The sequence below is a fragment of the Reyranella sp. genome (assembly GCF_965228225.1).
Taxonomy (GTDB): Bacteria; Pseudomonadota; Alphaproteobacteria; order Reyranellales; family Reyranellaceae; genus Reyranella.
The window spans coordinates 3,449,043-3,462,395 of the sequence record NZ_OZ245801.1; the positions used below are offsets into that span (position 1 = coordinate 3,449,043).

Annotated in this window: 12 protein-coding genes; 5 read left to right on the forward strand and 7 right to left on the reverse strand. The window is 67.1% G+C overall.

Annotated elements, in window-relative coordinates; genetic code table 11:
• Positions 1-29: 29 nt before the first annotated feature.
• Positions 30-593: an HNH endonuclease gene (locus ACO07K_RS16705; protein WP_422029730.1), complete on the reverse strand. Its 564-nt coding sequence runs from the start codon at positions 591-593 to the stop codon at positions 30-32.
• Between the two features lie 135 nt (positions 594-728).
• A complete protein-coding gene (locus tag ACO07K_RS16710; protein ID WP_422029732.1) occupies positions 729-1,940 on the reverse strand; it encodes an MFS transporter in 1,212 nt (403 codons plus the stop codon).
• A gap of 119 nt (positions 1,941-2,059) precedes the next feature.
• Here ACO07K_RS16710 and ACO07K_RS16715 point away from each other — a divergent pair, with 119 nt between their 5' ends.
• Positions 2,060-2,785 (forward strand): hypothetical protein, encoded by a 726-nt coding sequence (locus tag ACO07K_RS16715; RefSeq protein WP_422029734.1) that lies wholly within the window; start codon positions 2,060-2,062, stop codon positions 2,783-2,785.
• Here ACO07K_RS16715 and ACO07K_RS16720 read toward each other — a convergent pair.
• The 4 genes from ACO07K_RS16720 to ACO07K_RS16735 all read right to left on the reverse strand — a co-directional run bounded on the left by ACO07K_RS16720 (position 2,775) and on the right by ACO07K_RS16735 (position 8,267).
• The gene (locus ACO07K_RS16720) at positions 2,775-4,067 is read right to left on the reverse strand and encodes a PepSY-associated TM helix domain-containing protein (RefSeq protein ID WP_422029736.1); all 1,293 of its coding nucleotides are present in this window, start codon (positions 4,065-4,067) and stop codon (positions 2,775-2,777) included. The genes ACO07K_RS16715 and ACO07K_RS16720 overlap by 11 nt on opposite strands.
• 9 nt (positions 4,068-4,076) lie before the next feature.
• Positions 4,077-6,539 carry a TonB-dependent siderophore receptor gene (locus ACO07K_RS16725; protein WP_422029738.1) on the reverse strand — a complete coding sequence of 821 codons (2,463 nt, stop codon included), beginning with the start codon at positions 6,537-6,539 and terminating at the stop codon, positions 4,077-4,079.
• A 152-nt stretch (positions 6,540-6,691) separates the two neighbouring features.
• On the reverse strand, positions 6,692-7,771 hold the full coding sequence (locus ACO07K_RS16730; protein WP_422029740.1) for a FecR family protein: 1,080 nt from the start codon (positions 7,769-7,771) through the stop codon (positions 6,692-6,694).
• Positions 7,755-8,267 (reverse strand): sigma-70 family RNA polymerase sigma factor, encoded by a 513-nt coding sequence (locus tag ACO07K_RS16735; RefSeq protein ID WP_422011920.1) that lies wholly within the window; start codon positions 8,265-8,267, stop codon positions 7,755-7,757. The genes ACO07K_RS16730 and ACO07K_RS16735 overlap by 17 nt, the downstream gene beginning before the upstream one ends.
• Before the next feature lie 135 nt (positions 8,268-8,402).
• On the opposite strand from ACO07K_RS16735, the gene ACO07K_RS16740 reads away from it, so the two are divergent.
• Positions 8,403-8,777, forward strand: a complete 375-nt coding sequence (locus tag ACO07K_RS16740) for a hypothetical protein (RefSeq protein ID WP_422029742.1) — start codon at positions 8,403-8,405, stop codon at positions 8,775-8,777.
• 5 nt (positions 8,778-8,782) lie between these two features.
• Here the strand turns inward: ACO07K_RS16740 and ACO07K_RS16745 are convergent, their stop codons facing one another.
• On the reverse strand, positions 8,783-10,315 hold the full coding sequence (locus ACO07K_RS16745; RefSeq protein ID WP_422029744.1) for a hypothetical protein: 1,533 nt from the start codon (positions 10,313-10,315) through the stop codon (positions 8,783-8,785).
• 142 nt (positions 10,316-10,457) lie between these two features.
• Between ACO07K_RS16745 and selD the strand changes: the two genes are divergently transcribed.
• The 3 genes from selD to ACO07K_RS16760 are packed head-to-tail and all read left to right on the forward strand — an operon-like array spanning position 10,458 to position 13,325.
• On the forward strand, positions 10,458-12,683 hold the full coding sequence (gene selD / locus ACO07K_RS16750; protein ID WP_422029746.1) for a selenide, water dikinase SelD: 2,226 nt from the start codon (positions 10,458-10,460) through the stop codon (positions 12,681-12,683).
• Positions 12,684-12,741: 58 nt separating this feature from the next.
• Positions 12,742-12,876, forward strand: a complete 135-nt coding sequence (locus ACO07K_RS16755) for a hypothetical protein (RefSeq protein ID WP_298304601.1) — start codon at positions 12,742-12,744, stop codon at positions 12,874-12,876.
• Positions 12,877-12,929: 53 nt separating this feature from the next.
• The gene (locus tag ACO07K_RS16760) at positions 12,930-13,325 is read left to right on the forward strand and encodes an OsmC family protein (protein WP_422029748.1); all 396 of its coding nucleotides are present in this window, start codon (positions 12,930-12,932) and stop codon (positions 13,323-13,325) included.
• Positions 13,326-13,353: the final 28 nt, after the last annotated feature.

A 13,353-nucleotide genomic window follows, 5' to 3' on the forward strand; every position in this document is an offset into this window, starting at 1 on the left:
CACCAACTCGACTGTAGGCCGGACCGGGTTCAGTTCTGGTCGAGCTCGGAATCCCAGTACAGGAAATCGCGCCAGCTCTCGTGCAGGTAGCCTGGCGGAAACGCCCGTCCATGTTCCTGCAGCAACTGCGTCGAGGGCTCGGCCGGCGCACAGCGCAGGACCAGCCCGCTCTCCCGGAGCAGCATGTTGCCCTTCTGCAGATTGCAGGGGCTACAGGCGGTGACGACGTTCTGCCAGCTCGTACGACCGCCGCGCGACTTCGGGATCACGTGATCGAAGGTGAGCTCGTTGGTCGCGAAGTCACCGTTGCAATACTGGCAGGTGAAGCGGTCGCGCAGGAAGACATTGAAGCGCGTGAAGGCCGGCCGCCGGGCCGCCGGCACATATTCCTTGAGCGCGATGACGCTGGGCAGCCGCATCTCGAAGGTCGGACTGTGGATCGTACGGTCGTACTGGGAAACGACGCTGACCCGGTCGAGGAAGACCGCCTTCACGGCGTCCTGCCAGGACCAGACGGAAAGCGGAAAATACGACAGCGGCCGAAAATCGGCGTTGAGCACCAGCGCGTGGCAGGACTCAAGGCCGGGCGTCACGGCTAGGCCCGCCGCCGCAGAGTGGGACTACTCGGAAAGTCGATCCGGTCCAACATGCTGGGCATAGTGGCCCGACTCCCGGCGAAACACAATATCCGGGAGCGACCGTCACCGACATGTCATGGGTGTCCGGGCCTACCGGCTGAGACGCTCCCGGGCCCCGGCCTCTGACCCCAGGGTGGTGGCGGCGGTCGCCAACGCCACCACCGAGAGCACCATGACGGCGGCATATCCGCCGGTGAGATCGTGCAGCACGCCGCCGATCCAGGCCCCCAGAAAGCCACCCAAACCCATGCCGATGGCGATCAGCCCGTAGATGCGGCCAAAATGCGCGCCGCGATAGCGCAAGGTGGCCAGCGTCGAGATCATGGGCCCGCGCGAGCCCATGCTGCCGCCGAATAGCAGCACGAAGGTCCACAGCCAGAAATCGTCGCCCGGCCCGCGCACCATCGCCAGCGCCCCGACCCCGGCGATCGAGCAGGCATAGGCCAGGATGGCCGCCAGCCGGCGGCCGCCCCGATCGGCCAGCCACGAGAAGCCGATCATGCCGAGCGGCGTCAGGAAGCCCGCGACCGCCATCGCACGCGCCGCGTACGAGCCGTCCATGCCGCGCTCGAGCAGATAGACCATGGTCTGCGGCATCAGCGCGAAGATGCCGATCGAGGTCAGGGCGAACGACGAGGTGAGCGCCCAGAACGGCCAGTCGCGCAACGCTTGGCGCACCGTAAGGCCGGGCGCGGCCGTCTCGCGCAGCTTGGCGAGGCCCGGCGCGCCGCGCTCGATCGTCTTCCACGGCAGCACGAGCAGCAGCGGAATGAAAACGGCGCTCACGCCGGAGAAGACGAGATAGGCGTGCCGCCAGCCGTCGGTCTCGATGAGATATTGCGCCGCCGGAAAGGTCGCCATCGCGCCGACGCCGGAGGCCGACCAGGAAACGGCGAGCGGCACGCCGAGGCGATTGGCCGGGAACCAGCGGGCGATCAGCGACGAGGACAGGATCCCGGAGAGCGACGCCGCGCCGAACCCCATCATCAGCCCGAGCGATAAATAGAGGTGCCACAGATGGGTCGCCTGCGAGGCGACGGCTGTGCTGGCCGCCGCCGCGATCACGCCGACCACGGTGAGGGTGCGCAGGCCGAAACGGTCGAGGATCCAGCCGGTGATCGGCGCGGCGGTGCCGCCGACCAGCAGCGCGAAACTGTAGATCAGCGTGACCGAGCCGCGATTGGCGTCGAAGGCGTGCTGCAGCGCCGGCACGAAGACGAGGAAGGTGTCGCTGATCGAGCGACTGGCCACGCCGAGCGCAAAACACAGCGCCACGAGCGCCCACGGCAATGCCGATCCCATCGCTTCCACCCTCGGCGAGCACGAGCGGCGATGCAAGCCGGTTGGCGGCCCGGCAGGCTTGCATTCTCCGCATGCGCGCGGCAGCTTCGGAGGCCGATTTCCACGCTGCGAGGGCCACGGTGGACGACACTCTCATCATCCCGGCCGGCTTCAACGGCCCGCGCCTCTCGGGCAATGGCGGCTATGTCGCGGGCCTGCTGGCCGAGCGTTACACCAGCGCGTTCGGCGGCGACGGCGCCGTCGAGATCACCCTGCGCGCGCCGATCCCCATCGAGACCTCGATGAACCTCGTGCGCGAGGACGCGGCCCTGATGATGCGCGACGGCGACACGCTGATCTGCGAGGCGCGCGCCGGAAAGGTCGACCATCTCGATCCGCCGAAGCCGCCGTCGGACTGGAACGAGGTGATGCGGCAGGACGCGGTCGGCGGCTGCGGCGAGGGCAGCGACTTCCAATGGTGCCTCGTCTGCGGTCGCAGCCGTACCCTCGGTGACGGGCTGCGTGTATTCGGCAGCCATTCAGGCAGCGGCACATCCCTCTCCTGCTACGTGCCGCACGCCAACCACGCCGACAGCGACCGCCGCATCCGGCCGGAATTCCTGTGGGGCACGCTCGACTGCCCCGGCGCCTGGGCCGCCCAGGATCCCGACGACATCCGCCCCGCCCTCACCGGCCGCATGACCGCCAAGGTGTTCGACCGCCCGAAGCTCGGTGAACGCTGCGCCGTCGTCGGCTGGCGCATCGGCGCCGAGGGCCGGAAACTCTATTCCGGCACGGCGCTCTACACCGAGTCCGGCCGCCTGTGCGCGCTCGCGCATTGCACGTGGATCGTGCTCAAGGAATAGAAGCGCGTCTCACGGTCTCGCCTCTTGTCGAGAACACACCCCTTTTAGCAAGCCGTGCGCGCCGCTTGCGATGCCAGATGACGACGCCGGTCACGGAAACGGTCGCGACGACCAGACCCATCAGCGAGATCAGAATCCGTCCGGGCAATCCGAGGATGCGTCCGGAGTGGAGCGGGAACTGGGCCTGCAGGAAGATGTCGGCGACCGTGCCCTTCCACGGCAGGCGCTCGCCGAGAGTGCGACCATCGTTGCCGTCGAAATAGAGCAGACGAGGCCCGACGCCCCCGCCTGCGTGATCTTCACCCGGCTCGAAGTAGCTGACGCCGTAGATTCCCCAGCGTCGCGCATAGAAGAGCTGTCCGACCGGTTCGGACCAGCCGCGGCGTGCGCCTTCCGCCTTGCCGAGATCGAAGATTTCGCGAAACCCCAGCACCGGCACGACGGGATCGTTCAGGCCCGTCGGCGTACGCATGTCGAACGGTCCGGGCGTCACCTGCGAGACGCTGGACATCAGCGGACGGAAAATCTCGCCATAGAGATTCAACGAGAAGGCGGTGAAGGCCAGGACGAACAGCAGGCCCCAGGTCCATAGACCGAAGGCGCGATGGACATCGAAATGCAGGCGATAGGGGCTGGTCGTCGTCTTGATCCGCCACGCCGGCTTCCAGCGGGCCCACCAGCCGCGGCGCAGCCTGCGTTCGACCTCGGCCGGCCTGCCGGCCTTGGGCGCGTGGCGCGCGGGCGTCGTGAGATAGAAGCCCGCGAAGCAGTCGATCATCCAGAGGAACGCAATGCCGCCGAGGAGCCACTGGCCCCAGCGATCGATTCCCCAGAACTCCGGAAGATGCAGCGAGTAGTGGAGCCTGTAGAGGAACGACGCGAAGTTCTCGCGCGTGACGGGCCAGGCGGCACCATGTTCACGCCTGCCGAGTTCCTGGCCGGTCGCGGGGTCGAGGAAAACCTGATTGTAGTCGACCTGGTGGAGTCGTCCGGTCGCGGGATCGCGGCGCGGCAGCACGAACACCGCGAACGACTCACCCGGTTCCACCTCGGTCGGGAACGACGCCGCCTCGACGCGACGGTCGTTGTTCTCCAGCAGGTCGACCAGATCGAACGAAGAGAGGGCGGGCCCGCGCGCCCGTGCTTCCATGAGATGCGGATTGAGCAGGTCGTCGAGTTCGTGATCCCACGAAATGATTGCGCCGGTCACGCCCGATACGAACAGGAAGCCTGCGATGAGGAGCCCTGTCCACCGGTGGAAGAGCGTGAGCGCGGCTCTCAACCCATCCCCCTAGAAGTCGGCCGTCAGCGCCAGGCGGAAGGTCCGGGGCGCGCCGAGGAAGAGCGTGGTGGCGCCTCCGCCGCCGGCCCAATAGTTGGCGTCCGCCACGTTCTCGACATTGAAGCGGGCGACCAGCCGCTTGCCCGTCGCGGCGGGATTGTCGAAGGCGTAGCGTGCGCCGAGATCGAACCGTACCCAGTCCGCCAGCATGCGGCGCGGGGTCGTCGTATCGATGTATTGCGCGCTCGTGTAGACCATGCGGCCGTTCAGAGTGAAGCCCGGCAGCCACGGAAGGTCCCACTCGCCCGAGACATTGATCTGGGTCGACGGCGAGAACGGCGCGGTCCAGCCGTTCGTCAATCCACCCTGGGTCTTGGCCAGCACGGCGTTGAGAAACATCACGCCGCCCAGGACGCGCACGCCCTCTGTGACCTCGCCGAAGAAGTTGAGTTCGAGTCCCTGGTTGCGCTGCTCGCCGGCAAGGGTGAGCGTGTTGGCGGCGACGTTGGTGATAAGGCTGGGCTGCGTGATCTGGAACAGGCTGGCCGTGGTCGTGAAGCGGCCCCAGTCGACCTTGATGCCGGCCTCGTACTGGTTGGTCTTGAAGGGCGGCAGGATCTCGCCAGCGTTGGTATAGTTGGTGCCGACGATGGTGCCCTGACGCAGCCCCTGGATCCAGTTGCCGTAGACCGACACGTTGTGCAGCGGCTTGAGCACCAGCGCCACCGACGGGCTCAGCGCACTCTGATTGTATTCCGACGTCTTCACACCGCTGACCAGATTGTAATTGGCCGAGGTCACCTGCTGCAGGCGCGCGCCGACGGTGAGCTGGATGCGCTTGTCGGCACCCGACAGGGTGTCGGCGAATCCCAGGCTCTGGTAGCCGGCCGAGCTCGCCTTGTTCGGCCACTGGCTGATGATGTTGGGCCGCGCAATGATGTTGGGATTGTAGAGGTTGGTCGCATAGGCCGGCCCGCCGGCATCCCCGTAGCCGTTCTCGGTTGCATAGGTCGTCGCCGTGAAGGCCATCGCATGATTGACCGGACCGGTGTCGACGAGCGCGCGTAGGCCGGCTTCCGCCGTCAGGTAAGTGTTGTAGGTGCGCGACGCATAGGAGCCGGCATTGGCGTTGCCGTTGATGTTGTTGACGATCAGCGACGACGTTCCGAGCATGTCGCGATAGCGGACGTCGTGCATGCCGAAGGCGGCATAGGCGGTGACCTGCTCTGTGATGTCGACCTCGCCACGCACGACGCCGAACGTGTCGGCGATCTCCTTGAAGTTCCAGGGCTGGGCGCCGGGGTTGTTGCGCACATTGGGCGCCCACGGGATTGGGATGCCGTTGGCGACCCCAAGGTAGGGCGTCAGCCCGCCGACATATTGGTACTGGTAGCCGAAATCGGCCGACAGCCGCACGCGTTCGCCGCGATAATCGAGCCCCAGCGAAGCCAGCGCGCGCTGGTCGCTGTTCCATTGAACGTCCGTCTGGCCGGCCCTGAACACGCCGTTGAAGCGCACGCCGAACTGCTTGTCTTCGCCGAATCGCCGTGCGACGTCGGCATGGGCGCCGAACTGTGCCGACGAGAGGTAGCTCGCCGTGAGCTGCGTCAGGCCGGCGTCGGGCGCACGCTTGGGCACGAGGTTGATCGTGCCGCCCATCGAGGACGGCATACCGTTCAGCATGGCGCTCGGGCCCTTCAGCACCTCAACCCGCTCGGCGAATTCGGGCATGGCGGAAAAGGTCGGCGCCATGCCGTACAGGCCGCCATAGGTGACCTGATCGCTGCCCGAGGTAAAGCCGCGGATGTACACGTTCTCGAATGCCAGGCTGCCGCTGGGCGTCGAGGCACGCACCGACGGGTCGTCGATCAGCGCCTCGCGCACGGTCTTGGCCTGCTGGTCCTGGACCTTCTTGGCCGTGTAGCTGGTCTGATTGAACGGCGTGCTCATGACGTCGCGATTGCCGAGCAAACCAAGCTGGCCGCCCGTGGCGACCTGCCCGCCCGCATAGGCCGGCGGAAGATTGTCGATCATCGCCTGCGACGGCACGGGGAAAACACCCTGCACCTGCACAGGATCGAGCTGCAGGGCACCGGACCCTGCCGGCCCTCCGCTTCCCACCGTGACGGCGGTCGGCGAGCTGAAGCGATGGGGGACGCCCGTACCGCCGAGTAATTGCTGCAGGGCTTGGGGAGCTGTCATCGCACCCGAGACAGCCGTGCTCGTCTTGCCCGACACCGAAGCGGAATCGACCAGGACCTGGATTCCGGTCTGGCGGCCGAAGGCGGTCAGCGCCGTTCCCAGCGGCTGGGCGGGAATGTTGAAGTCGATCGCGGCGTTCTGCGCGAGCAGCGGGCTCGGTGGCAAAGGCTCGGTCTGAGCGATCGCCGGGCCGCTTCCCACCGCGGCAAACGAGAGCATGGTTGCGAACGACAAGGCCGCAACGCACGGCACGCCTGAAAACGAAGCCAAGGCACACTCCCCCGAAGACCGTGCCGGCGGGACCACGGGTGACACTGGAGGACCGACACAGCCGACCCTCGGGGGAACGACGGCGCGGCTCCGTCCGAATTAACGAGCGCGCCCAAAATATTCGCGGACACCGGCGCGACCGGAGATGCAGATCAACGCGAAGAGATGACCGACAGATACGGCGTGATCTCGATCATCGACCCTTGCTGCAGGTCGACCAGCGCCTGCAGGGCCTCGTTGGGGCGGCGCAAGTCGATCATGCCGGTGACGAGACGATCGGCGATGGCGGCGTCGCGGAACACGATGGCGCCGTGGCGATAGCGCCCGAGTTGCTCGACGACTTCGCGGACGGGCATGTCGTAGACGACGAGGCGACGATCACGCCATGAGGCGACATCTTCGGCCGCCACCTGCCCTCTTGCGATCTTGCCTCCGCGGCTGATCTGGAGCCGATCGCCACGGCTCAGGCCACTGGCCACGCCGGCGCCCTCCGCCACGTCGACGCTGCCCGCCTGGACGGCGACGGTGACTCCGCTTGCGGCCGTGGCGACGCTGAAGGCGGTACCCGTGACCGTCACGGTGACCCCGTCGGCGGTCACCACGAAGGGACGCTCCCGGTTCGGCGTGACCTCGAAGAAGGCCTGGCCGGAGAGCAGCTCGACCTCGCGCCGGGACGCGACGTAGCGCACGGCAATGGCACTGCCGGCATCGAGGGCAACCCTGCTGCCATCATCGAGGGTGACATCGCGTTGCTCGGCGACGCCGGTCAGATGGTCGGCACGCAGGTGAAGCTGGATTGCCGGCAGAAAGACCAATGCAACGCCTGCCGCGATCGCTCCCATTGTGACGCCGACGGCCCGACGCCATGGACGCCTCGGGCGCCGGACGTCCGCGATGGATACGACGGTATCAGGCGCGGCCGCGGGGGCAATGTCCGACGACAGACGCCAGACCGGCTCCACGATGGCATAGGCCGCGCGGTGCCTGTCGCTCTCTGCGAGCCATGCCTCGAACTGCGCGCGCAGGGTCGCATCCTGCGGCGCCGCGTCGAGCCGCATCAGCCACTCCACGACCTCGGCCCGTAGAGGCTGGCTCTTGCCTGGCGCTGAGTTCAAGACCCGTGGCTCCTCGATGGCGACACGCGACGGACGCGTGGCTCCCTCACTAGACGGCTGGCATCGCGGAGTTTTAATGCGCCGCCATTGAAATGCCCATTCACTCTTCCGGCCCATTGATCCGGAGCGTGCAGTGGAGGACCGCGTCCTGCACCATCTTGTGGGCGCGGGGGATCGAAACCCCCAGCCGTTCGGCGACTTCCTTCAGGGGGCGCCGCTCCACCCGGTACATCCTGAAGGCGATCTGGGTGCGCTCGGGAAGCTCGGAGACCAGCCCTTCCAGCACGCGCAGCTCGTCGCGATAGTAAAGTACGCTTTCTGCGGAGGGCGCGTCGGAGGCCACACTCTCGAGGATGCTCTCCGAGACCGCCTGCGGGGCGTTGCGCGAGGCGCGGCTCAGCCAGTCGAGCGCCAGATTGCGGACGATCGCGTAGAGATAGTTGGTCGGCTGGGCGATATGTTCGCCGTCGCGCGCCCGCGCGGCAAAGCGCAGCCACGCTTCCTGGACCACGTCCTCGGCACTCGCACGGTCGCGCACGATCCCGCTGGCATAGTTCAGCAGATCGCTGCGGTGCTCGATATAGATCGCCAGCGCGGAGTCAGCGGGTGGCATCGAAGCGCATTTTGCGAATGGTTCGCATTAGCCGACTCTATAAGCGTCGCCCGATCCCCGCACAAGCGGCAGCGCGCGCGCTTGCGTCCGGCGATGCGGCTTACCTGGATCAGGCGCGGAGGGTAGCGTCGGAGAATGTCACCTCTCCTCATCGTCCTCGCCGCCGGCATCACGGCATTCGCTCTCCTGCTGAAGTTCGGGCCGGGCCTGGAACGGGATACGCCCGACATCTTCGTTGCCGGGCTTGCTGCAGTGAACATCGCGGGCATCCTCGGCCTCGGATGGCTCGTGCTCGAGATGCTCATCCATGACGGCGTGATGGTCCTGGAGATTCTGAGCTGTGTCGTTGCGATGGCGCTCCTGGCCGGAACTACCGCCGGCGCCCTCGCACTTGAGCGTCGTGGCAGGAAGAGGATCGCGATCGCCCTGTCCGGCGTCACGGCCTTGCCGGCGATCCTCGTCTACGGGTTTCTGGTCTATCTCGATCTAAATCCGATCGACTGGCGCTGACGCGGTCAGTGCTCGCGCACGAAGATCACCGCCGCTTCGTCGGCATAGGCCTGGCGCCAGCCCGGCAGGCGGGCCAGCAGGCGGTTCGCCGGCTGGTCGGGCGGCATGAAGGTCCAGTCGATGCGGTTGCGTTCGAGCAGCTGCTCCAGCGGCTCGCCGCCGCGCAGGCCGATCGTGTCGGCATAGCGCCGGATGAAATCGCGACCATAGAGTTCGCCGCGGCCGTCGATGAAGGTCGGCACGCCGGCATGGATGAGATAGCCGCCGAACACATAGTGGTTGAGCACGCGGCCGCCGAGGCCCGCCTGCTTCACATAGGCCATCGCGGTCGAGGGCATGGTCGAGAGCGGCGGCACGATGCCGCCATAGCGTACGAGGCCGAGCCCGATCAGCGCGCAGCATCCGACCCCCATGACGGCAGCGGCGCGCCCGGCCGGCAGTGCCAGCGCGGCGGCCTGGCCGGGGAGCGAACCGTCGCGACCCGCGGCGGGGTCGGGCCGCAGCGCCGGCCACTGACGCGCCAGCAGCGGTGCCAGCGCCAACGGCGCGAGCATGGCCAGCAGCTCGGCATTGAAGGCGTAGCGCAGATAGAGGTGCAGCAGGCCGAGCACGATCAGGAGCCGCAGCAGCGGCAGCTTCAGGCCGCGCGACAGGGCGGCATAGAGGGCGATCAGAAGCACCAGTTCCTGCAGCGGCGCCTTCTGGAAGTCGGGCGACTTCCATTCCGCGATGAAGGCCAGCGTGTCGTCGAGGGCGAAAATTCGCAGCGTCACCCAGATCGATTCGGGGCCGTAGGGCGTGATGCAGGCTGCGAGGAACGAGGCGACGCCGAACTTGGCCCAGCCGGAGAGCAATACCTTGCGCTCGGCGGCATCGCGCGCGCCGACCACGGCCTCGACCGCGAAGGCGACGCCCAGCAGCAGCCCCATGATGAAACTGCCGTGCAGGTTGGCCCACAGCAGCATGACGAGCAGCAGCAGCGGCGCGGGCGCACGGCGCTCCTCGACGGCGCGCACGAGGCCCGCCATCCAGACCAGCATGAACGGAAAGGCAAGCACGGCCGGCCGCGCGAGGAAGTGCGGCAGGGTCATCGCGATGGCGGCCAGCACGAACACCGCTGCCGGCAAGGGTCGCAAATCGCGCAGCAGGAGCCGCAGCATCAGCGCGAATGACACGGCGAGCGCGCCCGCGGCCAGCACGGTGACGCCACCCCAGCCGCCGAATTTGAACGCGACCGACATCAGGAGCTGCGACAGCCACTCCTTGGCGATCCACGGCTGGCCCGCGAAGGAGAAGGAAAATGGATCGACCGTCGGCACCGCGCCCTTGGCCAGCATCCAGTTGCCGACCGCGATGTGCCAATGGGTGTCGGGATCGGCGAGCAACGGCAGGCCGCTGCCATTGGCGAGACAGATGAAGAGGAGCAGCCCCAGCACCAGCGGCCAGGACAGCGACCATGCCGAGCGCGGTTGCGCGACGTGCGCGTAACCGTCCTCGGGAAAATCAGGGGAAACGGTGAGGCCGGAAGAGACGGCCATGCAGGTGCGGCTCCGAAATCAGGGGAACAAGCGCCCCTAATCAATTGATATACATTACAATTTTTTCGAACACTACTAATAGATTGCAGTGCGCGAGCGACGGCGGGATCGTGCCTCCGGCCAATGCGCTAAAGGAAAGACGATGCAACCCGCGCCCCTCCTCAAGGATCTCGTGCTCGTGGGCGGCGGTCATTCGCATGTCCATGTCGTGAAGAGCTTCGGCATGAAGCCGATGCCGGGCGTGCGGCTCACCCTGATCGGCCGGGACATCGAGACGCCCTATTCCGGCATGATCCCGGGCTTCGTGGCCGGCGCCTATTCGTTCGACGAGTGCCACATCGATCTCGCGCGCCTGTGCGCCTGGACCGGCGCACGCCTCATCCATGCCGAGGCGATCGGGCTCGATCGCGCCAACCGGCAGGTGCTGCTGAAGGATCGTCCGCCGGTCTCCTACGATCTCGTGTCGCTCGACGTCGGCTCCTCGCCCAGCATGGGTGCGATTGCCGGCGCAGCCGAGCATGCGACGCCGGTGAAGCCGATCGCCGAACTAGGGCAACGCTGGCTGGGATTCCTCGAACGGGTCAAGGACTGGCAGGGCGCGCTGCGCATCGCCGTGATCGGCGGCGGCGCCGGCGGCGTCGAGCTGGCGCTGGCCATCGACCATCGGCTGCGCCAGGTCGCACGCAACGCCGAGGTCTCCGTCATGCTTGCCACCAAGGGCGAGATCCTGTCCGGCCAGGCGGTGGCAGCGCGGCGACGCATGCGCGCCATCTTCGCACGCCGCGGCGTGCGGTTGATCGAGAATGCCGCCACGACGCGCATCGATGCCGACGCGGTTCATCTCGAAACCGGCGAACGTCTGCCGGTCGACGAGGTGTTCGTGGTGACGCAGGCCAGCGCCGCGGCCTGGTTCGCCGGCACAGGCCTGCCCCTCGATGAACGCGGCTTCTTCGCGGTCGAACCGACCCTGGCCTCGAGCCGCGATCCTCTGGTGTTCGCCGCGGGCGACTGCGCCAGCGTGACCGCCCATCCGCGTCCCAAGGCCGGTGTCTTTGCCGTGCGCCACGGGCCGCCGCTTGCCACCAACCTGCGCCGTGCGCTGCTGGGGCAGACGTTAGAACCCTTCACGCCGCAGCGCCGCTACCTCTCGATCCTCGGCACCGGCGACGGCAACGCCGTGGCGACGCGGGGCCCCTGGGCCTTCGAGGGCTCGTGGGTGTGGCGGTGGAAGGACCATATCGACCGCAAATGGATGCGCATGTATCGCGAGCCGCCGGCGACGCCGATGACCTCGGCCGCACACACTGCGCCGCCCGATCCGGCTCTGGCCGATGCCGAGGGCAAGCGCCTGCTGGCCGATATCGGCATGCGCTGTGGCGGTTGCGGCGCCAAGGTGGGCGCCGGCGTGCTCGATCGCGTGCTGGCGCGGCTCGGTCCGTCTCCTGGCGCCAATGTCTCGATCGGCCTCGACGTTCCCGACGATGCCGCGATGATCGAGGTGCCGGCGGGCCAGGCGCTGGTGCAATCGGTCGATTTCTTCCGCACCTTCATCGACGATCCCTTCATCTTCGGCGAAGTCGCCGCCGTGCACGCCCTGGGCGACGTCTGGGCGATGGGTGCCAGGCCGCACAGCGCGCTCGCCCTGGCGGTCGTGCCGGCGGCGGCCGAACGGCTGATGGAGGAAGACCTCTTTCAGATGCTGTCCGGCGCGCGGCGCATCCTCGACGGCGCGGGCTGCGCGCTGATCGGCGGCCATTCGGGCGAAGGGCCCGAGGCGGCACTGGGCTTCTCGGTGAATGGACTCGTCGTCACGTCGCAAGCGCTTCGCAAGGGCGGGCTGCAGCCGGGCGACAAACTTGTACTGACGAAACCGCTTGGCACCGGCGTGATCTTCGCGGCCGCGATGCGCGGCATGGCGAAGGCGCGCTGGATCGAGAGCGCACTCGCGTCGATGCGCATGCCATCGGGCGATGCTGCACGTGCGTTGGTGGCAGCAGGTGCGCATGCCTGCACCGACGTGACGGGCTTCGGCCTCGCCGGTCATCTCGCCGAGATGCTGCGCGCCAGCGGCGACGTCAGCGTCGAGCTGCATCTCGATTCCCTGCCGGTGCTTCCGGGCGCCATCGAACTGTTCGCGAAAGGCTTCATGAGTTCGCTACAGCCCGCGAATTTGCGCGCGCGCCATCTCATCGAAGGGCTCGACCGCGTGTCCGGTCATGCGAAGATTCCGCTGCTGTTCGATCCGCAAACCGCAGGCGGTTTGCTCGCGGCATTGCCCGCCGAAGCGTCGCTCAGCGACCACATGACTCACATCGGGACGATAAAATCACGCGAAGAATGCGTGACAGGGATAAGAATCGTGATCTAGATGCAACTCAGGAGCGGTGCGTCGTGCGCCGCTCCGTGACCTGAACAGGGAGATATAGATGGCTGCGAAGAAGAAGGTTGCGAAGAAGAAGGCGGTGAAGAAGGTCGTTGCGAAGGCGAAGACCAAGACTGCCGCCAAGAAGGTTGTGAAGAAGGCCGCCAAGAAGGCAGCGTCCAGCCGCAAGCGTCGCTAGACTGATGCGAGGGCCCGGCAACGGGCCCTCCAGCATCGGCAGGGGACGGCGACATGGCACACGCGAAAGCAAGCATCGGTACGACGAACTACGCGACCACCATCACGACCGGCCATGGCGGCCATCATAAGCTGACGGCCGACGAAGGCCCTGAACTCGGCGGCACGGATGCCGGCCCCGCCCCCTACGATCTCCTCACTTCGGCGCTGGGCGCCTGCACCGTCATCACGCTCCGCATGTATGCCGAGCGCAAGCAGTGGCCGGTGACGGCGGTTCATGCCGACATCCATTTCAGCCGCGATGGCGACAAGCAGCGCATCGACCGGGTGCTTACGATCGAGGGCACGGTCGACGACGAGCAGAAGAAGCGCATGGCCGACATCGCCGAACGGACGCCGGTGACGCTCACCCTGAAGAACGGCCTGGAGATCAGAACGTCGCTGGCGTGAGAGGCGGCCTTCGCCGATACTCCCGCGA

Coding starts and splice junctions, on each gene's coding strand:
- ACO07K_RS16710 (WP_422029732.1), bottom strand. CDS start 1,940: ATGGGATCGGCATTGCCGTGGGCGCTCGTGGCGCTGTGTTTTGCGCTC.
- ACO07K_RS16730 (WP_422029740.1), bottom strand. CDS start 7,771: ATGGGCCGGAAGAGTGAATGGGCATTTCAATGGCGGCGCATTAAAACT.
- ACO07K_RS16735 (WP_422011920.1), bottom strand. CDS start 8,267: ATGCCACCCGCTGACTCCGCGCTGGCGATCTATATCGAGCACCGCAGC.
- ACO07K_RS16740 (WP_422029742.1), top strand. CDS start 8,403: ATGTCACCTCTCCTCATCGTCCTCGCCGCCGGCATCACGGCATTCGCT.
- ACO07K_RS16745 (WP_422029744.1), bottom strand. CDS start 10,315: ATGGCCGTCTCTTCCGGCCTCACCGTTTCCCCTGATTTTCCCGAGGAC.
- selD (WP_422029746.1), top strand. CDS start 10,458: ATGCAACCCGCGCCCCTCCTCAAGGATCTCGTGCTCGTGGGCGGCGGT.
- ACO07K_RS16755 (WP_298304601.1), top strand. CDS start 12,742: ATGGCTGCGAAGAAGAAGGTTGCGAAGAAGAAGGCGGTGAAGAAGGTC.
- ACO07K_RS16760 (WP_422029748.1), top strand. CDS start 12,930: ATGGCACACGCGAAAGCAAGCATCGGTACGACGAACTACGCGACCACC.